General features: G+C 40.2%; 30 protein-coding genes. 26 read left to right on the top strand and 4 right to left on the bottom strand.

The window, feature by feature from the left end; all coding sequences use genetic code 11:
• Window positions 1-20: 20 nt before the first annotated feature.
• The 23 genes from rpsQ (at window position 21) to tsf (ending at window position 12797) form a co-directional block, all read left to right on the top strand.
• On the top strand, window positions 21-281 hold the full coding sequence (gene rpsQ, locus RG565_RS00740) for a 30S ribosomal protein S17 (protein WP_003026542.1): 261 nt from the start codon (window positions 21-23) through the stop codon (window positions 279-281).
• Window positions 282-306: 25 nt separating this feature from the next.
• On the top strand, window positions 307-675 hold the full coding sequence (gene rplN / locus RG565_RS00735) for a 50S ribosomal protein L14 (RefSeq protein ID WP_003026541.1): 369 nt from the start codon (window positions 307-309) through the stop codon (window positions 673-675).
• 75 nt (window positions 676-750) lie between these two features.
• Window positions 751-1056, top strand: coding sequence for a 50S ribosomal protein L24 (rplX, locus tag RG565_RS00730; RefSeq protein WP_003026539.1), 306 nt, complete (start codon window positions 751-753; stop codon window positions 1054-1056).
• A 23-nt stretch (window positions 1057-1079) separates the two neighbouring features.
• Entirely contained in the window at window positions 1080-1622 is a 543-nt protein-coding gene (gene rplE / locus RG565_RS00725) for a 50S ribosomal protein L5 (RefSeq protein ID WP_003040778.1), read from the top strand.
• A 17-nt stretch (window positions 1623-1639) separates the two neighbouring features.
• Window positions 1640-1825, top strand: a complete 186-nt coding sequence (locus tag RG565_RS00720) for a type Z 30S ribosomal protein S14 (protein WP_001085699.1) — start codon at window positions 1640-1642, stop codon at window positions 1823-1825.
• Window positions 1826-2005: 180 nt separating this feature from the next.
• Window positions 2006-2404 carry a 30S ribosomal protein S8 gene (gene rpsH, locus RG565_RS00715; protein WP_003026535.1) on the top strand — a complete coding sequence of 133 codons (399 nt, stop codon included), beginning with the start codon at window positions 2006-2008 and terminating at the stop codon, window positions 2402-2404.
• Window positions 2405-2422: 18 nt separating this feature from the next.
• Window positions 2423-2551 (top strand): hypothetical protein, encoded by a 129-nt coding sequence (locus RG565_RS00710; protein ID WP_268732146.1) that lies wholly within the window; start codon window positions 2423-2425, stop codon window positions 2549-2551.
• Window positions 2552-2646: 95 nt separating this feature from the next.
• Window positions 2647-3183, top strand: coding sequence for a 50S ribosomal protein L6 (gene rplF, locus RG565_RS00705; RefSeq protein ID WP_021002170.1), 537 nt, complete (start codon window positions 2647-2649; stop codon window positions 3181-3183).
• An 81-nt stretch (window positions 3184-3264) separates the two neighbouring features.
• Entirely contained in the window at window positions 3265-3621 is a 357-nt protein-coding gene (gene rplR, locus RG565_RS00700) for a 50S ribosomal protein L18 (RefSeq protein WP_003040651.1), read from the top strand.
• 18 nt (window positions 3622-3639) lie between these two features.
• Window positions 3640-4134 (top strand): 30S ribosomal protein S5, encoded by a 495-nt coding sequence (gene rpsE, locus RG565_RS00695; protein WP_003029472.1) that lies wholly within the window; start codon window positions 3640-3642, stop codon window positions 4132-4134.
• A 14-nt stretch (window positions 4135-4148) separates the two neighbouring features.
• The gene (gene rpmD, locus RG565_RS00690; RefSeq protein ID WP_003029471.1) at window positions 4149-4331 is read left to right on the top strand and encodes a 50S ribosomal protein L30; all 183 of its coding nucleotides are present in this window, start codon (window positions 4149-4151) and stop codon (window positions 4329-4331) included.
• Between the two features lie 160 nt (window positions 4332-4491).
• Window positions 4492-4932 carry a 50S ribosomal protein L15 gene (gene rplO, locus RG565_RS00685; RefSeq protein ID WP_003029470.1) on the top strand — a complete coding sequence of 147 codons (441 nt, stop codon included), beginning with the start codon at window positions 4492-4494 and terminating at the stop codon, window positions 4930-4932.
• A gap of 12 nt (window positions 4933-4944) precedes the next feature.
• Complete coding sequence (gene secY / locus RG565_RS00680) at window positions 4945-6252, top strand: preprotein translocase subunit SecY (RefSeq protein WP_059221599.1); 1308 nt, start codon at window positions 4945-4947, stop codon at window positions 6250-6252.
• 241 nt (window positions 6253-6493) lie between these two features.
• Window positions 6494-7132: an adenylate kinase gene (locus tag RG565_RS00675; protein WP_003029467.1), complete on the top strand. Its 639-nt coding sequence runs from the start codon at window positions 6494-6496 to the stop codon at window positions 7130-7132.
• Window positions 7133-7248: 116 nt separating this feature from the next.
• On the top strand, window positions 7249-7467 hold the full coding sequence (gene infA / locus RG565_RS00670; RefSeq protein WP_001029883.1) for a translation initiation factor IF-1: 219 nt from the start codon (window positions 7249-7251) through the stop codon (window positions 7465-7467).
• Window positions 7468-7491: 24 nt separating this feature from the next.
• Window positions 7492-7608, top strand: coding sequence for a 50S ribosomal protein L36 (rpmJ, locus tag RG565_RS00665; RefSeq protein ID WP_001808836.1), 117 nt, complete (start codon window positions 7492-7494; stop codon window positions 7606-7608).
• A 15-nt stretch (window positions 7609-7623) separates the two neighbouring features.
• Window positions 7624-7989, top strand: a complete 366-nt coding sequence (gene rpsM / locus RG565_RS00660) for a 30S ribosomal protein S13 (protein ID WP_002262317.1) — start codon at window positions 7624-7626, stop codon at window positions 7987-7989.
• A gap of 19 nt (window positions 7990-8008) precedes the next feature.
• The gene (gene rpsK / locus RG565_RS00655; protein ID WP_001118385.1) at window positions 8009-8392 is read left to right on the top strand and encodes a 30S ribosomal protein S11; all 384 of its coding nucleotides are present in this window, start codon (window positions 8009-8011) and stop codon (window positions 8390-8392) included.
• 44 nt (window positions 8393-8436) lie between these two features.
• Entirely contained in the window at window positions 8437-9375 is a 939-nt protein-coding gene (locus tag RG565_RS00650) for a DNA-directed RNA polymerase subunit alpha (RefSeq protein ID WP_247936843.1), read from the top strand.
• Window positions 9376-9386: 11 nt separating this feature from the next.
• On the top strand, window positions 9387-9773 hold the full coding sequence (rplQ, locus tag RG565_RS00645) for a 50S ribosomal protein L17 (protein WP_003026513.1): 387 nt from the start codon (window positions 9387-9389) through the stop codon (window positions 9771-9773).
• A 408-nt stretch (window positions 9774-10181) separates the two neighbouring features.
• Window positions 10182-10655, top strand: coding sequence for a sigma-70 family RNA polymerase sigma factor (locus RG565_RS00640; protein WP_247936842.1), 474 nt, complete (start codon window positions 10182-10184; stop codon window positions 10653-10655).
• A 233-nt stretch (window positions 10656-10888) separates the two neighbouring features.
• Window positions 10889-11671, top strand: coding sequence for a 30S ribosomal protein S2 (gene rpsB, locus RG565_RS00635; RefSeq protein WP_022525388.1), 783 nt, complete (start codon window positions 10889-10891; stop codon window positions 11669-11671).
• 82 nt (window positions 11672-11753) lie between these two features.
• Entirely contained in the window at window positions 11754-12797 is a 1044-nt protein-coding gene (tsf, locus tag RG565_RS00630) for a translation elongation factor Ts (RefSeq protein WP_247906492.1), read from the top strand.
• Window positions 12798-12883: 86 nt separating this feature from the next.
• Here tsf and RG565_RS00625 read toward each other — a convergent pair whose 3' ends face one another.
• Window positions 12884-13234: a hypothetical protein gene (locus tag RG565_RS00625; RefSeq protein ID WP_070670629.1), complete on the bottom strand. Its 351-nt coding sequence runs from the start codon at window positions 13232-13234 to the stop codon at window positions 12884-12886.
• A gap of 259 nt (window positions 13235-13493) precedes the next feature.
• Here RG565_RS00625 and RG565_RS00620 point away from each other — a divergent pair, with 259 nt between their 5' ends.
• The 3 genes from RG565_RS00620 to RG565_RS00610 are packed head-to-tail and all read left to right on the top strand — an operon-like array spanning window position 13494 to window position 16875.
• Window positions 13494-13955: a CtsR family transcriptional regulator gene (locus RG565_RS00620; RefSeq protein WP_037567136.1), complete on the top strand. Its 462-nt coding sequence runs from the start codon at window positions 13494-13496 to the stop codon at window positions 13953-13955.
• 3 nt (window positions 13956-13958) lie between these two features.
• The gene (locus tag RG565_RS00615) at window positions 13959-16388 is read left to right on the top strand and encodes an ATP-dependent Clp protease ATP-binding subunit (RefSeq protein ID WP_247936841.1); all 2430 of its coding nucleotides are present in this window, start codon (window positions 13959-13961) and stop codon (window positions 16386-16388) included.
• Window positions 16389-16434: 46 nt separating this feature from the next.
• The gene (locus RG565_RS00610) at window positions 16435-16875 is read left to right on the top strand and encodes a GNAT family N-acetyltransferase (RefSeq protein WP_022525384.1); all 441 of its coding nucleotides are present in this window, start codon (window positions 16435-16437) and stop codon (window positions 16873-16875) included.
• 74 nt (window positions 16876-16949) lie between these two features.
• Here RG565_RS00610 and dusB read toward each other — a convergent pair whose 3' ends face one another.
• From dusB to RG565_RS00595, 3 genes are all read right to left on the bottom strand, one after another.
• A complete protein-coding gene (gene dusB, locus RG565_RS00605; protein ID WP_247936840.1) occupies window positions 16950-17921 on the bottom strand; it encodes a tRNA dihydrouridine synthase DusB in 972 nt (323 codons plus the stop codon).
• The gene (gene hslO, locus RG565_RS00600; protein WP_247936839.1) at window positions 17908-18780 is read right to left on the bottom strand and encodes an Hsp33 family molecular chaperone HslO; all 873 of its coding nucleotides are present in this window, start codon (window positions 18778-18780) and stop codon (window positions 17908-17910) included. The genes dusB and hslO overlap by 14 nt, the downstream gene beginning before the upstream one ends.
• 220 nt (window positions 18781-19000) lie before the next feature.
• Window positions 19001-20272, bottom strand: a complete 1272-nt coding sequence (locus RG565_RS00595; RefSeq protein WP_247936838.1) for a toxic anion resistance protein — start codon at window positions 20270-20272, stop codon at window positions 19001-19003.
• Window positions 20273-20284: the final 12 nt, after the last annotated feature.

The following is a 20284-nucleotide window of genomic DNA, read 5'->3' as shown; positions in this document are numbered from 1 at the left end:
GGGAAAGGAGAAATTCTAAAATGGAACGTAATCAACGTAAAACGCTTGTTGGACGCGTCGTTTCTGACAAGATGGATAAAACAATCACAGTTGTAGTTGAAACAAAACGTAACCACCCAGTCTATGGTAAGCGTATTAACTACTCTAAAAAATACAAAGCGCATGATGAAAATAACATCGCTAAAGAAGGCGATATTGTTCGTATCATGGAAACTCGTCCGCTTTCAGCTACAAAACGCTTCCGTCTTGTAGAAGTTGTAGAAGAAGCAGTTATCATCTAATCAAACCAGAAAGGAGAAAACTTAAATGATTCAAACAGAAACTCGTTTGAAAGTTGCTGACAACAGCGGTGCCCGCGAAATCTTGACAATCAAAGTTCTTGGTGGTTCAAAGCGTAAATTCGCTAGCATTGGTGATGTCATCGTTGCATCTGTAAAACAAGCTACTCCTGGTGGTGCGGTTAAAAAAGGTGACGTTGTAAAAGCGGTTATCGTTCGTACTAAATCAGGTGCTCGTCGCAAAGATGGTTCATACATCAAATTTGACGAAAATGCTGCAGTGATTATCCGTGATGATAAAACTCCTCGCGGAACACGTATCTTTGGTCCAGTTGCACGTGAATTGCGTGAAGGTGGATTCATGAAGATCGTTTCACTTGCTCCAGAAGTACTTTAATCAAAAACAAACTAAGTCCCCTATCTTCGACAGATAGGGTGCCCTTCAGGGCGTAAGAAATCAAAGGAGAAACCAATGTTTGTAAAAACTGGCGACAAAGTTCGCGTGATTGCTGGTAAAGACAAAGGTGTTGAAGCCAAAGTCGTTGCCGCACTTCCAAAAGTAAATAAAGTTGTTGTTGAAGGTGTAAATATCATCAAGAAACACCAAAAACCTAATAACGAAAACCCTCAAGGTGCTATCGTGGAAAAAGAAGCACCAATCCATGTGTCAAACGTTCAAGTACTTGACAAAAATGGTGTTGCAGGACGTGTTGGCTACAAGTTTGTAGACGGCAAAAAAGTTCGTTACAATAAAAAATCAGGCGAAGTGCTTGACTAATCACGAAGGAAAGGAGAAGTATAATGGCAAATCGTTTAAAAGAAAAATATCTTAAAGAAGTAGTTCCTGCTTTGACTGAAAAGTTCAACTACTCATCTGTTATGGCTGTGCCAAAAGTGGATAAAATCGTTTTGAACATGGGTGTTGGTGACGCTGTTTCAAATGCTAAAAATCTTGAAAAAGCTGCTGAAGAGCTTGCTCTTATCTCAGGTCAAAAACCACTTATCACTAAAGCTAAAAAATCTATCGCCGGCTTCCGTCTTCGTGAAGGTGTAGCGATCGGTGCTAAGGTAACTCTTCGTGGTGAACGCATGTATGAATTCTTGGATAAATTGGTTACTGTATCACTTCCACGTGTTCGTGACTTCCACGGTGTTCCAACAAAATCATTTGATGGACGCGGGAACTACACACTTGGTGTGAAAGAACAATTGATTTTCCCAGAAATCAACTTTGATGATGTTGACAAGACTCGCGGTCTTGACATTGTTATTGTAACAACTGCTAACACGGATGAAGAATCACGTGAATTGCTTACAGGCCTTGGAATGCCTTTTGCAAAATAATCTAGGAGGTAAATAAATTGGCTAAAAAATCAATGATTGCTAAGAACAAACGCCCTGCGAAGTTCTCTACGCAAGCTTACACTCGTTGCGAACGTTGTGGTCGTCCACATTCAGTTTACCGCAAGTTTAAACTTTGCCGTGTTTGCTTCCGTGAATTGGCATACAAAGGACAAATTCCGGGCGTTACCAAAGCTTCTTGGTAATTATAGTTTCCTTTTCGTCATGAGTCGTTGTTATTCGCTCTTACTTAACTCAAGTTATGCCTACGAGCGAATGCCTAGACTTATCTAGGAAATGAAATCTATAAACAAAACTTATGAGCCTAGCTCAATCATTAACTAGCAAGTGAATTATCAAACTACTAGTAAGAGGAGAAAAATAAAATGGTTATGACTGACCCAATTGCAGACTTTTTGACACGTATTCGTAATGCGAATCAAGCAAAACATGAAGTGCTAGAAGTACCTGCATCAAATATCAAAAAAGGGATTGCTGAAATCCTTAAACGCGAAGGTTTTGTGAAGAACGTTGAGTACATTGAAGATGATAAACAAGGTGTTATTCGTGTATTCCTTAAATACGGTCAAAACGGTGAAAAAGTTATCACTGGTTTGAAACGTGTTTCAACACCAGGACTTCGTGTTTACAAAAAATGTGAAGATCTTCCAAAAGTCTTGAATGGACTTGGAATTGCGATTATCTCAACATCTGAAGGCTTGTTGACTGACAAAGAAGCACGCCAAAAGAATGTTGGTGGGGAAGTAATCGCCTACGTTTGGTAATTGCATGATACAAAGAGCATGACGGACAAAGTGAAAATAGGGAATCTAGCGATGAATGCCCGCATTCAAGATAAATTTATCTTTTTCACACAGGTCGTAGCTCGTGTTCAGATTGGCAAAACTGATTTGAATGATATATTTGAATAAAACGTTAGAACTATCATACAAACTGCTATGATAGTTCCCCCGTGAAAACTGGCCGTCCTCGGACGACCTGACAATTTAACAGGAGAAAAAATAACATGTCACGTATTGGTAATAAAGTTATTGCATTGCCTGCGGGTGTCGAATTGACAAACAAAGACAATGTAGTAACTGTAAAAGGACCTAAAGGAGAACTCACTCGTACGTTCTCTAAAGATATTGATATTCGTGTGGAAGGAACTGAAGTAACTCTTCACCGTCCAAACGATACAAAAGAAATGAAAACAATCCACGGAACAACTCGTGCTCTTTTGAACAACATGGTTCATGGTGTATCAGAAGGATTCAAGAAAGAACTTGAAATGCGTGGGGTTGGATACCGTGCTCAACTTCAAGGTAAAAAATTGGTACTTTCAGTTGGTAAATCTCATCCAGATGAAGTGGAAGCTCCTGAAGGTATTACTTTTGAACTTCCAAATCCAACGACTATTGTTGTGAACGGAATCTCAAAAGAAGTAGTTGGACAAACTGCTGCTTATATCCGTAGCTTGCGTGCTCCTGAACCATATAAAGGGAAAGGTATCCGCTACGTTGGTGAATTTGTTCGCCGTAAAGAAGGTAAAACAGGTAAATAATGTTAAACGGTTGTTCTTCAACCGAAATAATTATTTCCAACTTTGTGCTTAGGCACACAATAAAATTAAGAGGTGAAAATTGTGATTTCGAAACCAGATAAAAACAAAGTCCGCCAAAAACGCCATCGTCGCGTTCGCGGAAAACTCTCTGGAACTGCTGATCGCCCACGTTTGAACGTTTTTCGTTCTAATACAGGCATCTACGCTCAAGTAATTGATGACGTAGCGGGTGTAACGCTCGCAAGCGCTTCAACTCTTGACAAAGAAGTTTCAAAAGGAACTAAGACTGAACAAGCCGTTGTTGTTGGAAAACTCGTTGCTGAACGTGCAGTTGCTAAAGGTATTTCTGAAGTGGTGTTTGACCGCGGTGGATATCTATATCACGGACGTGTAAAAGCTTTGGCTGATGCAGCTCGTGAAAACGGATTGAAATTCTAATAGGGAGGACACTAAAAAATGGCATTTAAAGACAATGCAGTTGAACTTGAAGAACGCGTAGTTGCGATTAACCGTGTTACAAAAGTTGTTAAAGGTGGACGTCGTCTTCGTTTTGCAGCTCTTGTAGTTGTTGGTGACCGTAATGGTCGTGTTGGCTTTGGTACTGGTAAAGCTCAAGAAGTACCAGAAGCAATTCGCAAAGCCGTTGAAGATGCAAAGAAAAACCTAATTGAAGTACCAATGGTTGGCACAACAATTCCACACGAAGTAACATCTGAATTTGGTGGAGCTCGTGTCTTGTTGAAACCAGCTGTAGAAGGTGCTGGAGTGGCTGCTGGTGGTGCTGTTCGTGCCGTCATCGAATTGGCAGGTGTAGCAGATGTAACATCTAAATCACTTGGTTCTAACACTCCAATCAACATCGTTCGCGCAACTGTTGAAGGTTTAAAACAATTAAAACGCGCTGAAGAAGTTGCTGCCCTTCGTGGTATTTCAGTTTCTGACTTAGCATAAGAAAGGAGATTCACATGGCTCAAATTAAAATCACTTTGACAAAGTCTCCAATCGGACGCATTCCGTCACAACGTAAAACTGTTGTAGCACTTGGACTTGGCAAATTAAATAGCTCAGTTATCAAAGAAGATAATGCTGCTGTTCGTGGTATGATTACAGCAGTATCACACTTGGTAACTGTTGAAGAAGTTAAGTAAGCAATCATTTTACTAACAAAACTTTAAATTGAAATAAACTAGGGGATGAGAGGATTTTCTCAGCCCCTTAAACTAAATATATGTATAGGCGAGTTTATACTGGGAACACCTTTTTCTCAGTATGAGCGCTAGCATTTTACAAAAGAGGAGAAAAAATATAATGAAACTTCATGAATTACAACCTGCTACAGGTTCTCGTAAAGTCCGCAACCGTGTTGGACGTGGTACTTCATCTGGTAATGGTAAAACAGCTGGACGTGGTCAAAAAGGTCAAAAAGCTCGTAGTGGTGGTAAAGTTCGTCTTGGTTTTGAAGGTGGACAAACACCATTGTTCCGTCGTATGCCAAAACGCGGTTTCTTGAATATCAATCGTAAAGAATATGCAATTGTAAATCTTGATCAATTGAATATTTTTGAAGACGGGGCAGAAGTAACTCCAGTTGTCCTTATCGAAGCAGGGATTGTAAAAGCTGAAAAATCTGGTGTTAAGATTCTTGGTAACGGCGAATTGACAAAGAAATTGACTGTGAAAGCAGCTAAATTCTCTAAATCAGCCGAAGAAGCTATCACTGCTAAAGGTGGTTCAGTGGAAGTCATCTAAGCGAGGTGACCTATGTTTTTTAAACTATTAAAAGAAGCATTAAAAATCAAACAGGTTCGTTCAAAAATTCTCTTTACAATTTTTATTGTATTAGTATTTCGAATTGGCACGACGATTACTGTTCCAGGTGTTAATGCAAAAAGCTTGGAAGCTCTTAACGGGCTTTCATTTCTAAACATGCTCAGCCTTGTGTCAGGTAATGCTTTGCGGAATTTCTCAGTATTTGCATTGGGAGTTAGTCCGTATATTACCGCCTCTATTGTTGTTCAATTACTACAAATGGATATTTTACCTAAGTTTGTAGAATGGGGCAAGCAAGGTGAAGTTGGACGAAGAAAGTTAAATCAAGCAACGCGCTATATTGCCTTAGTCTTGGCGTTTGTTCAATCTATCGGTATTACAGCAGGTTTCCATACCTTGTCTAGTGCTAAGTTGGTGGCAACACCTAACTGGCAAACTTATTTGCTGATTGGATTCCTTTTGACAACAGGTTCTATGATTGTGACTTGGTTAGGAGAACAAATCACGGATAAAGGCTATGGTAATGGCGTTTCTATGATTATCTTTGCAGGTATCGTAGCAGCAATTCCAGGAATGATTAAGAGTATATATGTAGACTACTTTGTCAATGTACCAAGTAGCCGTATTACTTCATCTATCATTTTTGTGACTATTCTGATTATAGCTGTTTTGCTCATTGTTTACTTTACAACATTCGTTCAACAAGCAGAATACAAAATTCCAATCCAGTATACAAAGATTGCGCAAGGTGCGCCTTCTAGCTCATACCTTCCTTTGAAGGTCAATCCAGCAGGTGTTATTCCGGTTATCTTTGCAAGTTCGATTACTGCCGCACCTGCAGCTATTTTCCAATTTTTGACAGCTACAGGTCACAATACACAGTGGGTTCGAGTGGCCCAGTCCTTGTTTGCGACAACAACCGCAAGCGGAATTGTGATGTACGCACTCTTGATTATTTTGTTTACATTTTTCTATACATTTGTACAAATCAATCCAGAGAAAACTGCAGAGAATTTGCAAAAGAGTGGTGCTTATATTCATGGTGTACGTCCTGGTAAAGGAACAGAAGAATATATGTCTAAGCTGCTTCGTCGCTTAGCAACAGTTGGTTCACTTTTCTTAGGCTTTATTTCAATCTTACCGATTTTAGCAAAAGATTTGTTTGGATTGACAGATGCTGTTGCTTTAGGTGGTACTAGTTTGCTGATTATTATTGCAACTGGTATTGAAGGAATGAAACAGCTTGAAGGTTACCTTCTGAAGAGAAAATATACTGGCTTTATGAATACAACAGAATAGAAACAGAGTAAAGAAAGATATTCTATACTTTAAAAGCAATTTGCGTTAAAGTACGAACGCAGTGGTTGATGATGAAAATGAGCTTTTGTTTTCATCCTAAATCAACTATGTTGCGGGGTGGGAGAGCAAATCGAAAATCATAGATTTTCTGAAGTCTGTCCCACTCTTTCTATTTTGTTTTTAAACAAGTTTACTAAGAATTTGTAATAGATTTATTTAAAAACAAAAAAGGAGAAGGATCATGAATCTTTTGATTATGGGCTTGCCAGGTGCAGGCAAGGGGACTCAAGCGACCAAAATCGTGGAGGAATTTGGTGTTGCGCATATCTCAACAGGGGATATGTTCCGTGCAGCCATGGCAAACCAAACTGAAATGGGTGTGCTTGCGAAATCATATATTGACAAAGGTGAATTAGTGCCAGATGAAGTGACCAATGGAATTGTCAAAGAACGTTTAGCACAAGATGATATTAAAGAAAAAGGCTTTTTATTAGATGGCTACCCACGCACCATTGAGCAAGCTCACGCACTGGATCAGACACTTGCTGAACTTGGTCTTGCTTTGGATGGGGTTGTCAATATCGAAGTGGATCCTAACAGCTTGCTAGAGCGCTTGAGCGGACGGATTATTCACAAAAAAACGGGAGAAACTTTTCATAAAGTCTTCAATCCACCAGCAGATTATAATGAAGAGGATTATTACCAACGTGAGGATGATAAACCAGAAACCGTGAAACGCCGTTTAGATGTCAATATCGCTCAAGGAGCACCAATTATTGAGCACTATCGTTCTCAAAGCTTGGTTTATGATATTCAAGGAAATCAAGAAATTGATGATGTATTTAAAGACATTGAAAAAGTCTTGTTAAAGTTAAAATAAAAGCGTTTTTTACACTTGCAATATTTGACAAGTAGTGATACAATGAATTAGTCTGGCTTATAATTGTTACCTCTGTGCTCAGAGGAATGAATCGAAATTTAGGGGGGTGCTTTTGCGTGGCAAAAGACGATGTGATTGAAGTTGAAGGCAAAGTAGTTGATACAATGCCGAATGCAATGTTTACGGTTGAACTTGAAAATGGACATCAGATTTTAGCAACAGTTTCTGGTAAAATTCGTAAAAACTATATTCGTATTTTAGCGGGAGACCGTGTTACTGTCGAGATGAGTCCTTATGATTTGACACGTGGACGGATCACTTACCGCTTTAAATAATCGAAATACTTGGAGGGATAAGAAATGAAAGTAAGACCATCGGTCAAACCAATTTGCGAATACTGCAAAGTTATTCGTCGTAATGGTCGTGTTATGGTGATTTGCCCAGCAAATCCAAAACACAAACAACGTCAAGGATAATAGAAAGGAGAAAAAATGGCTCGTATTGCTGGAGTTGATATTCCAAATGACAAACGTGTAGTTGTTTCACTGACTTATGTATACGGTATTGGTCTTCCAACATCTAAGAAAATTTTAGCAGCTGCTGGAGTTTCAGAAGATATTCGTGTGAAAGATTTAACATCTGATCAAGAAGACGCTATCCGTCGTGAAGTGGATGCCATCAAAGTTGAAGGTGACCTTCGTCGTGAAGTAAACTTAAACATCAAACGTTTGATGGAAATTGGTTCATATCGTGGAATCCGTCATCGTCGTGGACTTCCTGTACGTGGACAAAACACTAAGAACAACGCTCGCACTCGTAAAGGTAAAGCTGTTGCGATTGCTGGTAAGAAAAAATAATATAAGGAGGTAAAAAGTCTTGGCTAAACCAACACGTAAACGTCGTGTGAAGAAAAATATCGAATCTGGTATTGCTCATATTCACGCTACATTTAACAACACTATTGTTATGATTACTGATGTGCATGGTAACGCAATTGCTTGGTCATCTGCTGGAGCTCTTGGATTTAAAGGTTCTCGTAAATCTACACCATTTGCTGCCCAAATGGCATCTGAAGCTGCTGCAAAGTCTGCACAAGAACACGGTCTTAAATCAGTTGAAGTTACTGTTAAAGGTCCAGGTTCTGGTCGTGAGTCAGCTATTCGTGCGCTTGCTGCCGCTGGTCTTGAAGTAACAGCTATTCGTGATGTGACTCCTGTGCCACACAATGGTGCTCGTCCTCCAAAACGTCGCCGTGTATAATCATAAACCATTACACTGCTTTTCGTTTAAGAGGGAGTAACTAAATGATTGAGTTTGAAAAACCAAATATAATAAAAATTGATGAAAATAAAAACTACGGCATATTTGTAGTAGAACCACTAGAACGTGGTTATGGTACAACGCTTGGGAACTCACTTCGTCGTGTACTTCTTGCATCTCTACCAGGTGCTGCTGTAACATCTATCAATATTGAAGGTGTATTACACGAATTTGATACAGTTCCAGGTGTCCGTGAAGACGTGATGCAGATTATTTTGAACGTCAAAGGGATTGCTGTAAAATCTTACGTCGAAGACGAAAAGACAATTGAGCTTGATGTTGAAGGTCCTGCAGAAATCACTGCTGGTGATATTTTGACAGATAGTGATATTGAAATTGTAAACCCTGATCATTATCTCTTTACAATTGGTGAAGGTGCTAGCTTAAAAGCTATTATGACTGTAAATACAGGTCGTGGTTATGTACCAGCTGATGAAAATAAAAAAGATGATGCACCAGTAGGAACACTTGCGGTAGATTCAATCTATACGCCGGTTAAAAAAGTTAATTATCAAGTGGAACCAGCTCGCGTTGGTAGCAATGATGGTTTTGATAAATTAACTCTTGAAATCATGACAGATGGGACGATTATTCCAGAAGATGCTCTAGGTCTTTCTGCGCGCATTTTAACGGAACATTTAGACCTGTTTACTAACTTAACTGAAGTAGCAAAATCTACTGATGTGATGAAAGAAACAGAAAAAGTTTCAGATGACCGTGTGTTGGATCGTACAATTGAAGAATTAGATTTGTCAGTTCGTTCGTACAACTGTTTGAAACGTGCTGGTATCAATACTGTATTTGATTTGACAGAAAAAACTGAACCTGAAATGATGAAAGTAAGAAATCTAGGACGTAAGAGTCTTGAAGAAGTGAAAGTAAAACTTGCTGATCTCGGTCTTGGATTAAAAAACGATAAATAAAGGAGGAAAACATGGCTTACCGTAAACTAGGACGCACTAGCTCACAACGTAAAGCAATGCTTCGCGACTTGACCACTGACTTGATTATCAACGAATCAATTGTGACAACAGAAGCTCGTGCTAAAGAAATCCGTAAAACAGTTGAAAAAATGATTACTTTGGGTAAACGTGGTGATTTGCATGCTCGTCGTCAAGCAGCAGCTTTTGTTCGTAACGAAATTGCATCAGAAAACTATGATGAAGAAACAGAAAAGTATACTTCAACTACTGCTCTTCAAAAATTATTCTCTGATTTAGCTCCTCGTTATGCAGAACGTAACGGTGGATATACTCGTATCCTTAAAACTGAACCACGTCGTGGTGATGCTGCTCCAATGGCAATCATTGAATTAGTATAATTTTTATCAATTTTGTTGAGTGTTATGATGATGGAGTAATGTTACTCTTAGTCTAGCTCTGGTCTACCGCTAGGATTTTTCCTAGCGGGAACACTCATCTTATGATAAGAAACGTAGACGCTTGTTTACGAAATTGCTTTTACAAAAAAACAATTTCGTAAGCAGGCGTTTTTTAGAATTTCATAATCGATGACTCACTACAGAACTTATAGAATTATCATGCTGAATTTATCACAGCTATTAGTTTTAACTTTATCTGCTGAAAAGTATGTAAAAGTACCTGAAGAGATAGATAGGTGTATTAAGAAGTACGAAATAGAAACCAAAAAGAGTAGAATAGCTACCAGAAAACAAAAGGTTTCTCCTTCATGCTATCCTTAAAAGGTAAGAGCAAGGAAGGAGAAGGAAATGGAGTTCAAGGAGTTGTATGGGAAGGTAAGGGGGATTGTATTAAAGTGCCGTCGGGATTATTATGTTCACCTGTGGGAATTAAGCGATTGGGACCAAGAGAGCATGTTAGTACTCTATCAGTTGGTGAGTCGCTATCCGCAGCTGGTAGAGACAGAAAGTCAGCTCTATGTTTACTATAAGACCAAGTTCCGCAATCATATCCTGGACATCCTCCGCAAACAAGAAAGCCAAAAGCGCAAGCTGGACTGTCAAGCTTATGAAGAAGTGAGCGAGATTGGTCACAAGCTCAGCCTGAAAGAGTTGTATCTGGATGAACTGGTGATTCTCCGGGACCAGCTAAAGAGTTACCAAGCTCAACTGAGTCCAGAGAAACAAGAACAGTACGAGCGCTTACTAGCCGACGAACGGTTCAAAGGCCGCCAAGCTATGATTCGAGAATTAAGAGCCTACTTAAAAGACTATAGCGATTAAGATAAGTCAGAACTTTCCCCTTTTCAAAGGTTATAAATTTTGAATGATTTTCTTCGTGCATTTGGCATGAAAAAACAGAAATTCTCTTGTAAAATGGAAGAAATTTTGATATGATAGTAGATGTCGTGTAATCGGCAAATACTCATTTCAGATGAATTGTGAAGCCGTTGCCTACGGGTGGTTTTGCGAGTTGAAATCTGGGAGAGGAAAAAACAAAAAAGGAGACATTACTCATGGCAGTAATTTCAATGAAACAACTTCTTGAGGCTGGTGTACACTTTGGTCACCAAACTCGTCGCTGGAACCCTAAGATGTCGAAGTATATCTTCACAGAACGTAACGGTATCCACGTTATCGACTTGCAACAAACTGTAAAATTTGCAGATCAAGCATACGACTTTATGCGTGACGCAGCTGCTAACGATGCAGTTATCTTGTTTGTTGGTACGAAAAAACAAGCTGCTGATGCTGTAAAAGAAGAAGCAGAACGTGCTGGTCAATACTACATCAACCACCGTTGGTTGGGTGGAACACTTACAAACTGGGAAACGATTCAAAAACGTGTTGCTCGTTTGAAAGAAATCAAACGTATGGAAGAAGACGGAATTTTTGATGTTCTTCCTAAAAAAGAAGTCGCTCTTCTTAACAAACAACGCGCTCGTCTTGAAAAATTCTTGGGTGGTATCGAAGAAATGCCACGTATTCCAGATGTGATGTATGTTGTGGATCCACATAAAGAACAAATCGCTGTTAAAGAAGCTAAGAAATTAGGTATTCCGGTTGTAGCGATGGTGGATACAAATACAGATCCAGATGACATTGATGTGATTATCCCAGCTAACGATGATGCTATTCGTGCTGTTAAGTTAATCACTGCGAAAATGGCTGATGCGATTATCGAAGGCCGTCAAGGAGAAGACAACGTTGAATCAGTAGAAGCAGAATTAGCTGCAGCTGATTCACAAGCAGATTCTATCGAAGAAATCGTTGAAGTTGTCGAAGGCTCAAACGAATAATCAAGTAACGAACCTATGGGGCGGGGCCTAGCCCTCCCCTTTTTATTAAATAAAATCGTAATATCTTAATTGGAGGATCAAAATGGCAGAAATTACAGCTAAGCTTGTAAAAGAATTGCGCGAAAAATCTGGTGCTGGTGTCATGGACGCTAAAAAAGCACTTGTAGAAGTAGATGGCGATATCGAAAAAGCAATTGAATTGCTTCGTGAAAAAGGTATGGCAAAAGCTGCTAAAAAAGCAGACCGTGTTGCTGCTGAAGGATTGACGGGTGTCTATGTAAACGGTAATGTTGCTGCTATCGTTGAAGTGAACTCAGAAACAGATTTTGTAGCAAAAAATGCTCAATTTGTTGAATTGGTAAACGAAACAGCTAAAGTTATCGCAGAAGGCAAACCAGCTAACAACGAAGAAGCTCTTGCTTTGACAATGTCTTCAGGAGAAACGCTTGAAGCTGCTTATGTTAGTGCAACTGCTACCATCGGAGAAAAAATCTCATTCCGTCGTTTTGCAGTTGTTGAAAAAGCAGATGATCAAGTATTTGGTGCTTACCAACACAATGGCGGGCGTATTGGAGTAATCACTGTTCTTTCAGGTAGTGACGAGGATCTTGCAAAACACGTGGCAATGCATGTTGCAGCTATGAAGCCTTCTGTTCTTTCATACAAAGAATTGAGCGAAGAATTTATCCATGATGAATTGGCTCAAATGAACCACAAAATTGATCAAGACAACGAAAGTCGTGCAATGGTTGGTAAACCAGCGCTTCCACACTATAAATTTGGTTCTAAACTTCAATTGACGGATGAAGTGATTGCACAAGCTGAAGAAGACATCAAAGCTGGTCTTGCGGCTGAAGGCAAACCAGAAAAAATCTGGGACAAAATTATTCCTGGTAAAATGGATCGCTTTATGTTAGATAATACAAAAGTTGACCAAGCATACACATTGCTTGCGCAAGTTTACATCATGGACGACAGCAAGACTGTTGAAGCATTTCTTGAAAGCCAAGGTGTGACAATTGCAAGCTTTACTCGTTTTGAAGTGGGTGACGGTATTGAAAAAGCTGCCAACGATTTTGAATCAGAAGTAGCTGCTACGATGGCTGCTGCTCTTGGTCAAAACTAAGGCAATCAATAGCTAGCGTTTAAATCATAAATAAAAAGGTTAGAGAGCTGATATAACTCTCTAGCCTTTTCTAGTAGTGTCTGCTTTTATTTTACAATTTTTTTCGTGAATCCCTTGTGAGAAATCACAGAGTTTACAAATATTAAAACGATTAAAGAAATTAGTAGATAGGTAATTTCGGAATAGGTAAAAGCGATTCGGTATGTTTGTGTAAAGAGAATAGCACAGACACTTACAGCAATGATGACTAAATCAATTGTCCATTTTGTTCTAGGGTTTATTGAAGACGGTTCAAATAAAAATGGAGCAAATAAGCAGATGACTAACGGGACGACTTGGACATCCACATAATCAGCAGAAATAACTGTAAAAAAGAATAAAGTTGAAACCAACCAAACCAGTGCATGACGTGTATATTTGAACCAATCCATTTTCATTCATTTGGCCTCCTTTTATTATTATCGTCAAATTTTCATCTATATTATAACGCTTTAAAATTATAAGGCAAGCGTTTACACTCGAATTATTCCTATTCTATAAGCTTTTTCACTTGATTGAATAATCAGACTTTTCAGTTTTTCATTTGGGTCTTTTTCTTTCAAAAATAAGAGATTTTCGGTATAATATTAGTCAAAGATAGTCAATGTCAGTTGCTCATTTATGGAGCAAAAGAAAGAACTGGAAGAAAGGGTTGTCATGAGCCATAAGAATACGTCAGACAGTATTGAGGAATATATCAAAGCAATTTTAGCTCAAGCTGGGATTGCAGAGTTGAAGCGCAGTGAAATTGCGGATGTTTTTCAGGTTGTTCCGAGTCAGATAAATTATGTCATCAAGACACGTTTTACGGAAAGTCGTGGCTATGTTGTTGAAAGCAAGCGTGGTGGAGGCGGCTACATTCGGATTGGTCGGATTGAATTCTCTAATCATCATGAGCTGCTTTGTGATTTGCTGCATAGAGTTGGTGAACAGATCAGTCAGCAGGTTTTTACAGATATTATTCAGCTACTATTTGATGAAAAAATCATGACGGAAAGAGAAGGTAACCTTCTTTTAGCGACGGCAACTGATAGAGTATTGGGAACAGATGCTGCACGAATTCGTGCGCGGATGTTGAAGAAAATTTTACAACAAGTTGATAGAAAAGGGAAAAACTAATATATGAAATATTCAAAAGCTTTGACAGAAAGTATTGAGTCGGCGCAGCTGCTAGCAAGCCATTTTGAAACAGATTATTTGGAGTCTTGGCATTTGTTGATTGCCATGGCGAATAATCCTTATAGTGTTGCGGGTTCTGTTTTAAATGATTATCCGCTTGAAATTGATGATTTTGAGAAAGCAGCCTTTCATATCACAGGAAAGATTTATCAACAAGAGGGAAGCTTTACCATTTGGCCATTTTCTCATCGTATGAAAGTGTTGTTTTTGACAGCTGAGCGAATTGCAGAGGCTGTTCATGCTAAGAATCTTGGGACAGAGCATGTGTTGTTAGCTATGTTATTTGACCGAGGAAGTTTGGCGGCACGTCTCCTTGAATTTACAGGATTTAGCTATGAGGATAAAGAAGGCGTTTTGCGCATGACCGATCTTCGGAAAAACTTAGAGCATAAGGCTAGCTGGGGTAAAGAGGATATAAAGGCTATTCGCCACTTAAATAAAAATGCTGCTGCAGCGAAACAAACGATGGCCAATATGATGGGGATGCCTCCTTCTACTAGTGGCGGATTAGAAGATTATACTCGTGATTTAACCGAAATGGCTCATACGGGTCTTTTAGAACCGGTCGTTGGGCGTGATGAAGAAATTTCGCGTATGCTTCAGATTTTAAGTCGCAAGACGAAAAACAATCCAGTTTTGGTAGGAGATGCAGGAGTTGGGAAGACAGCATTGGCCCTTGGTTTGGCACAGCGTGTGGCTGCTGGTCAGGTGCCAAATGAGCTTGCAAAGATGAGAGTTCTGGAGCTGGATTTGATGAATGTGGTAGCTGGGACTCGTTTTCGCGGTGATTTTGAAGAGCGGATGAACAATATTATCAATGATATTGAAGCAGACGGGCACGTGATTCTCTTCATTGATGAGCTTCATACTATTATGGGTTCTGGCAGTGGGATTGATTCGACATTAGATGCAGCGAACATTCTCAAGCCAGCTTTGGCTAGAGGAACACTTAGAACGGTCGGCGCAACGACACAAGAAGAGTACCAGAAATATATTGAAAAGGACGCAGCTCTTTCACGGCGATTTGCCAAGGTTACTATTGAAGAGCCGACAGTAGCTGATAGTATTGCGATTTTACAGGGGCTCAAGAAAAGCTATGAAGAACACCACAAGGTGGTGATTACAGATTCAGCGATTGAGACAGCTGTTAAGTATGCTCATCGTTATCTAACAAGCAAACATCTACCTGACTCGGCGATTGATTTGCTAGATGAAGCTGCTGCAACGGTACAAAATAAAGGTCCGCAAAATCATGTAAAAGCAGAATTGAGTGCAGCAGATGAGGCTTTAATGGCAGGCGATTGGAAAAAGGTTGGCGCTTTGTTGGAGAAAGAAAGTCAGCCAATTGTCTACAAACTAAAGGTTAAAGACGAGGATATTTTGGCAACACTCAGCGGTTTATCGGGCATTCCTGTGCAAAAGTTGACGCAAACAGATGCGAAGAAATACCTCCATTTAGAAAAGGAACTGCACAAACGGGTCATTGGGCAAAATGAAGCAATTTCTGCTATCAGTCGAGCGATTCGGCGCAATCAATCTGGCATCCGCACCAGCAAACGTCCAATTGGCTCCTTTATGTTCTTGGGCCCAACCGGGGTTGGAAAAACTGAGCTGGCTAAGGCTTTAGCAGAAGTCCTCTTTGATGATGAGTCAGCGCTGATTCGCTTTGATATGTCCGAATATATGGAGAAATTTGCTGCCAGTCGTCTCAATGGAGCGCCTCCAGGTTATGTCGGTTATGAAGAAGGGGGCGAATTGACTGAAAAAGTTCGCAATCGTCCTTATTCGGTGCTCCTCTTTGACGAGGTGGAAAAAGCTCATCCTGATATTTTCAATGTGCTTCTTCAAGTCTTAGATGACGGGGTGCTGACCGACAGCAAGGGACGTAAGGTGGATTTTTCTAATACCATTATCATTATGACCAGCAATCTTGGTGCGACAAGTTTGCGGGACGATAAGACGGTCGGTTTTGGAGCGCGTGATGCCCGCTTTGATCATGAAAGCATGGAAAAACGGATGATGGAAGAGCTCAAGAAAAGTTATCGTCCGGAATTTATCAACCGGATTGATGAAAAGGTTGTTTTTCACAGTTTGACTAGCGAAGACATGCAGGAAGTGGTGAAAATTATGGTGCAACCACTTATTGTCAGTCTCGCTGAAAAAGGAATTGAGCTGAAATTCCAACCTAGTGCTTTGAAACTTCTGGCTAAAAAAGGTTACGATCCTGAAATGGGAGCAAGGCCACTTCGCAGAACTCTACAAACTCAGGTGGAAGACCATTTATCAGAATTACTTTTGGCAGGTGAGCTAAAAACGGGACAAAGCTTGAAAGTCGGTGTCAAGGCTGGAAAATTGAAGTTTGAAGTGCTCTGAGTTTCTATTCGAAGCATTCATCAGAAAGTAGATAAGGTATTTTAATATGAACATTCGTGAAATGGTAGAAGAAGATTACGACCAAGTTTACCAATTATGGCTGTCATGTGCAGGCATGGGATTGAATGATTTAGATGATTCAAAAGAGGGAATTGCTCGGTTTTTGCAGAGAAATCCTCAAACTTGTCTGGTGGCAGTAGAAAATCAAACGATTATCGGAGCGATTTTAGTTGGTTCGGACGGACGAAGAGCCTATATCTACCATACAGCTGTTCATCCGAATTACCGTAGGAGAGGGATTGCTCGGCAGTTGGTTGAGACAGTTTTAACCGTCTTAGATGATTTGAAAATTCATAAGGTTGCCTTGGTTGTTTTTAAAAGAAATACAGAAGGAAACCAGTTCTGGGAAAGATTAGGTTTCTCTGTTCGAGAAGATCTCATTTACCGCAATCAAGCAAGGACTGAAATGACTCGGATAGATACCTAGTAGAAATTGCTCTTTAAATAAAAAGCACCAACCATTTGGAAATAATCTTCCAGATAATTGGTGTTTTTTGATGTTTAAATTTGCAGCAACTCTTCAATTTCTGCAAGACTGTTGGCTTGGGAAATAGCACCGCGGAGTTTGGCAGCACCAGCTGTTCCACGGAGGTAATGAGGAGCTAAACCGCGAAATTCTCGAACGGCGATATGTTCTCCTTTAAGGTCAATCAAGCGCTTCAAATGATCGTAAGCAATGTGCATTTTATCCTCAAAGCTGAGGTCGGGTAAGATTTCTCCCGTTTCAAAATAATGGTTGATTTGTTGGAAGAGGTAAGGATTGCCCATGGCAGCACGTCCAATCATGACTGCATCTGCACCGACTTCTTCTATACGTTGTTTTGCATCTTGAACGGTGCGAATATCGCCATTGGCAATGAAAGGAATCTTGGTTAAGGCTTGCGCAACACTGTGGAGGGTTTCAAGATCGGCGTGACCGGTATACATTTGTTCGCGTGTGCGTCCGTGCATAGCAAGAGCTGCTGCACCGGCACTTTCCGCAGCTAAGGCATTTTCCACAGCTAGTGAGGCGTCCGACCAACCAGTGCGCATTTTCACAGTCAACGGAATATTGAGAACAGACCGAACCTTGTTGATAATAGAATAAATCTTGTCTGGATCCCTGAGCCATTTTGCACCAGCTTCGTTTTTGACAATTTTATTGACAGGACAGCCCATATTGATATCCACAATATCTGTTTGGGTATTTTCTTGGATAAACTCGGCTGCACGCGCCAAACTATCTTCGTCACTCCCAAACAACTGAATGGAAACGGGATGTTCTCCTTCATCAATATGCAGCATGTGAAGTGTCTTTTCGTTGTTGTACTGAATGCCCTTGTCTGAGACCATTTCCATGACGACAAGACCTGCACCCAGCTCTTTTGCAATCGTCCGAAAAGCTGAATTGGTGACGCCTGCCATGGGAGCAAGAACAGTCCGGTTGGGAATTTTTACATCACCAATCAAAAAAGGGGTATTAAGATTTGTCACGAATGAGTTCCTCCAAGTCGTTTTCGTCAAAATGATATGTGCTTTGGCAGAATTGGCAAGTGATTTCAGCTCCGTGGTCTTCGTCTCGCATTTCTTCAAGGTCTGACTTAGGTAGGCTTGAGAGAGCATTTAGGAAGCGCTCTTTGCTGCAATCGCATTGGAAGCGAACTTCTTCTTCTGACAATCGTTTGTAAGGTTCGTTGCCGTAGATAGCTGAAAGCAAGGCTTCAATATGGTCTTCGGATTCCAAAAGTGTTGAAATAGCAGGCATTTCTTGGATTCGTTTTTCAAAGCGGGCGATTTCTTCTTCTTTGGCACCTGGAAGGACTTGCAAGAGGAAACCACCAGCAACCTTGACCTTGTCATTGGCATCTAGTAGAACATTTAACCCGACAGCTGACGGAGTTTGCTGGCTTTCTGTTAGATAGAATGCCAAATCTTCGCCAATCTCACCGGATACAAGTGGTGTCATAGAATGATAAGGATTTCCAGTTCCATAGTCTGTAATGACGAGGAACTCGCCGTTTCCAACAAATGGTCCGACCAGCACTTCGCCAGTTGCGGTTTTTTTAATGTCTACGCCGGGATTTTGCACATAACCTTTGACCGTACCTTTTGTATCTGCAACGGTGATAATAGCACCGAGAGAGCTTGTTCCCAGCACTTTGACGGTGATTTTTGTATCTCCTTTTTCGTTTGCTGCAAGAATTTGACTGGCAATGAGCGTGCGACCTAGTGCTACAGTTGAGCTGGCCTGAGTATGATGTTTTTCTTGAGCTGTCCGAACGGTTTCAGTACTGTCTAGTACATAAGCTCGGAAAGCTCCGTTTTCTGAAATTGTTTTAATAATATTGTCCATACCCTTTATTGTAACATAAAAAAAGAAAAGGGAGCGGGACAAAAATCGGTATTTCGTAAGAAATTGATTTTGTTGTCCCACCCCGCATAGTTGACGAGGCTGTTGTCATTCTTTGCGTAGCAAGGAGTGACAACCACCAAGCACCTATTTCGTTTCGATGAAAAAATAGTATATCGTAAGAATTTAGGAAACTTTTGTCCTAAACTCTTGTTCCAGTCCATTAGCTTTCGTTTGTAGTCCGTTCATCCACTTCTTTTTGAGTTTCTTTTCCCTGGTCTAGCAAAGCCTGGATAATCTTGTGGTCGCGTAGTTTAACAGAGTCGTTAATGGTTTCAGCGGATTGGATCACAGTCGCTTCAAGGAGAGCGCGTTTCTCCCGTCCTTTGTCAATGGCTTCGATAATACCTTGGTTTTGAGCAACTAAGCTTTCAGCCAACTTAGTAACAGATTCGACAGCAATTGTTGGATTTTGCGAGATTCTCTCCATTTGTGGAATGACTTCTTTGCTGGTTTCAGCCAGCATTTGAAGCGCTGCATTGTTGGCATTAGAAATGGCGTCCGCTACCTGACCAGATTTCATTGATTGTTGCAAAATGCCTAGTTGAGCAATAGAGAGCTTCATGGTCGGAATGGTATTGCGACGAAGCATGCCGAGCTTTTGGCGCATATCAGAAGATACCTTCACGAGATTACGCATTTGCGGGGTAGTGGCCCAAGCAACATACAGACGGCTGATGTATTCAGTGTGTTGCTGTTCCAATGTATTGACAACTTCAGTCAAGCGAGCCAATTCTTGTGATTTGGTTTGGTAATCTAGAGTGGCAGTATCTAATTGTGCCACTTTATTTTGAAGAGTCAAGGCACGCGCACTGGCTTCTCTTTGACTGGCTTCGATAAAGGAAATGACACCGACTAGATTTTCAATGGATTTGGTGTTGTCTTCAATTAACATTTCGGCAGAAACGATATTGCGTGCGAGTACATCTTCTTGCTTGACGACAGTAGCAGCCATTCCGTCCATTTTTTGCTCGATATTTTGTGAATCAAAATAGAACTCTTGCAAGGTATTCTTACTTTGTTTAAAGAGTTTTTCTAAGAAATTTGGCTTTTTATCTAGTTCTGCAATTTGAGCATCCTTGTACTTAGCAACAAAACCATTTAACTCTTTATTAGTATTTTTTAGCAATTCATCGACTTGTGGGATTTGAAGTTTCTTTTGCTCGGCTAAAATACGGTTGACAGTGTTATTAACATCTTCGACCGCGGCTTGTCCAAAATCTAAAAGAGCATTCTGGTCAGAAATAAAGTTATCTACCAACTGTGGGGCTTTTGCCATGATAGCATTTTGTTGTTCAGGAGTTAATTTCTCCAAAAAAGTTAACTGCCCATTTGCTTGAGTTTTGGTTGATTCAATAATCTCGGTGGTTTTATCCGTTTTCGTAATGGCATTGTTAGCGATTTTGTCAATGTCGAAGTTAAATTCTTGGCTCATAAGGTCTCCTTT

It is taken from the genome of Streptococcus sp. IsoGale021 (assembly GCF_031142795.1).
Classification (GTDB): domain Bacteria; phylum Bacillota; class Bacilli; order Lactobacillales; family Streptococcaceae; genus Streptococcus; species Streptococcus hominis.
This window is presented reverse-complemented; position numbering and strand designations above follow the sequence as displayed.

Excerpts from the sequence above, each read along its gene's own strand:
- RG565_RS00640 (WP_247936842.1), top strand. The coding sequence starts at position 10,182 with ATGGAGTTCAAGGAGTTGTATGGGAAGGTAAGGGGGATTGTATTAAAG.
- RG565_RS00615 (WP_247936841.1), top strand. The coding sequence starts at position 13,959 with ATGAAATATTCAAAAGCTTTGACAGAAAGTATTGAGTCGGCGCAGCTG.
- rplE (WP_003040778.1), top strand. The coding sequence starts at position 1,080 with ATGGCAAATCGTTTAAAAGAAAAATATCTTAAAGAAGTAGTTCCTGCT.
- rplF (WP_021002170.1), top strand. The coding sequence starts at position 2,647 with ATGTCACGTATTGGTAATAAAGTTATTGCATTGCCTGCGGGTGTCGAA.
- secY (WP_059221599.1), top strand. The coding sequence starts at position 4,945 with ATGTTTTTTAAACTATTAAAAGAAGCATTAAAAATCAAACAGGTTCGT.
- hslO (WP_247936839.1), bottom strand. The coding sequence starts at position 18,780 with ATGGACAATATTATTAAAACAATTTCAGAAAACGGAGCTTTCCGAGCT.
- RG565_RS00625 (WP_070670629.1), bottom strand. The coding sequence starts at position 13,234 with ATGAAAATGGATTGGTTCAAATATACACGTCATGCACTGGTTTGGTTG.
- rpsQ (WP_003026542.1), top strand. The coding sequence starts at position 21 with ATGGAACGTAATCAACGTAAAACGCTTGTTGGACGCGTCGTTTCTGAC.
- rpsM (WP_002262317.1), top strand. The coding sequence starts at position 7,624 with ATGGCTCGTATTGCTGGAGTTGATATTCCAAATGACAAACGTGTAGTT.
- rpmD (WP_003029471.1), top strand. The coding sequence starts at position 4,149 with ATGGCTCAAATTAAAATCACTTTGACAAAGTCTCCAATCGGACGCATT.
- rpmJ (WP_001808836.1), top strand. The coding sequence starts at position 7,492 with ATGAAAGTAAGACCATCGGTCAAACCAATTTGCGAATACTGCAAAGTT.
- rplX (WP_003026539.1), top strand. The coding sequence starts at position 751 with ATGTTTGTAAAAACTGGCGACAAAGTTCGCGTGATTGCTGGTAAAGAC.
- tsf (WP_247906492.1), top strand. The coding sequence starts at position 11,754 with ATGGCAGAAATTACAGCTAAGCTTGTAAAAGAATTGCGCGAAAAATCT.
- RG565_RS00610 (WP_022525384.1), top strand. The coding sequence starts at position 16,435 with ATGAACATTCGTGAAATGGTAGAAGAAGATTACGACCAAGTTTACCAA.
- RG565_RS00675 (WP_003029467.1), top strand. The coding sequence starts at position 6,494 with ATGAATCTTTTGATTATGGGCTTGCCAGGTGCAGGCAAGGGGACTCAA.
- rplN (WP_003026541.1), top strand. The coding sequence starts at position 307 with ATGATTCAAACAGAAACTCGTTTGAAAGTTGCTGACAACAGCGGTGCC.
- rplQ (WP_003026513.1), top strand. The coding sequence starts at position 9,387 with ATGGCTTACCGTAAACTAGGACGCACTAGCTCACAACGTAAAGCAATG.
- RG565_RS00595 (WP_247936838.1), bottom strand. The coding sequence starts at position 20,272 with ATGAGCCAAGAATTTAACTTCGACATTGACAAAATCGCTAACAATGCC.
- rpsH (WP_003026535.1), top strand. The coding sequence starts at position 2,006 with ATGGTTATGACTGACCCAATTGCAGACTTTTTGACACGTATTCGTAAT.
- RG565_RS00620 (WP_037567136.1), top strand. The coding sequence starts at position 13,494 with ATGAGCCATAAGAATACGTCAGACAGTATTGAGGAATATATCAAAGCA.
- RG565_RS00710 (WP_268732146.1), top strand. The coding sequence starts at position 2,423 with ATGACGGACAAAGTGAAAATAGGGAATCTAGCGATGAATGCCCGCATT.
- rpsB (WP_022525388.1), top strand. The coding sequence starts at position 10,889 with ATGGCAGTAATTTCAATGAAACAACTTCTTGAGGCTGGTGTACACTTT.
- rpsE (WP_003029472.1), top strand. The coding sequence starts at position 3,640 with ATGGCATTTAAAGACAATGCAGTTGAACTTGAAGAACGCGTAGTTGCG.
- rplO (WP_003029470.1), top strand. The coding sequence starts at position 4,492 with ATGAAACTTCATGAATTACAACCTGCTACAGGTTCTCGTAAAGTCCGC.
- RG565_RS00650 (WP_247936843.1), top strand. The coding sequence starts at position 8,437 with ATGATTGAGTTTGAAAAACCAAATATAATAAAAATTGATGAAAATAAA.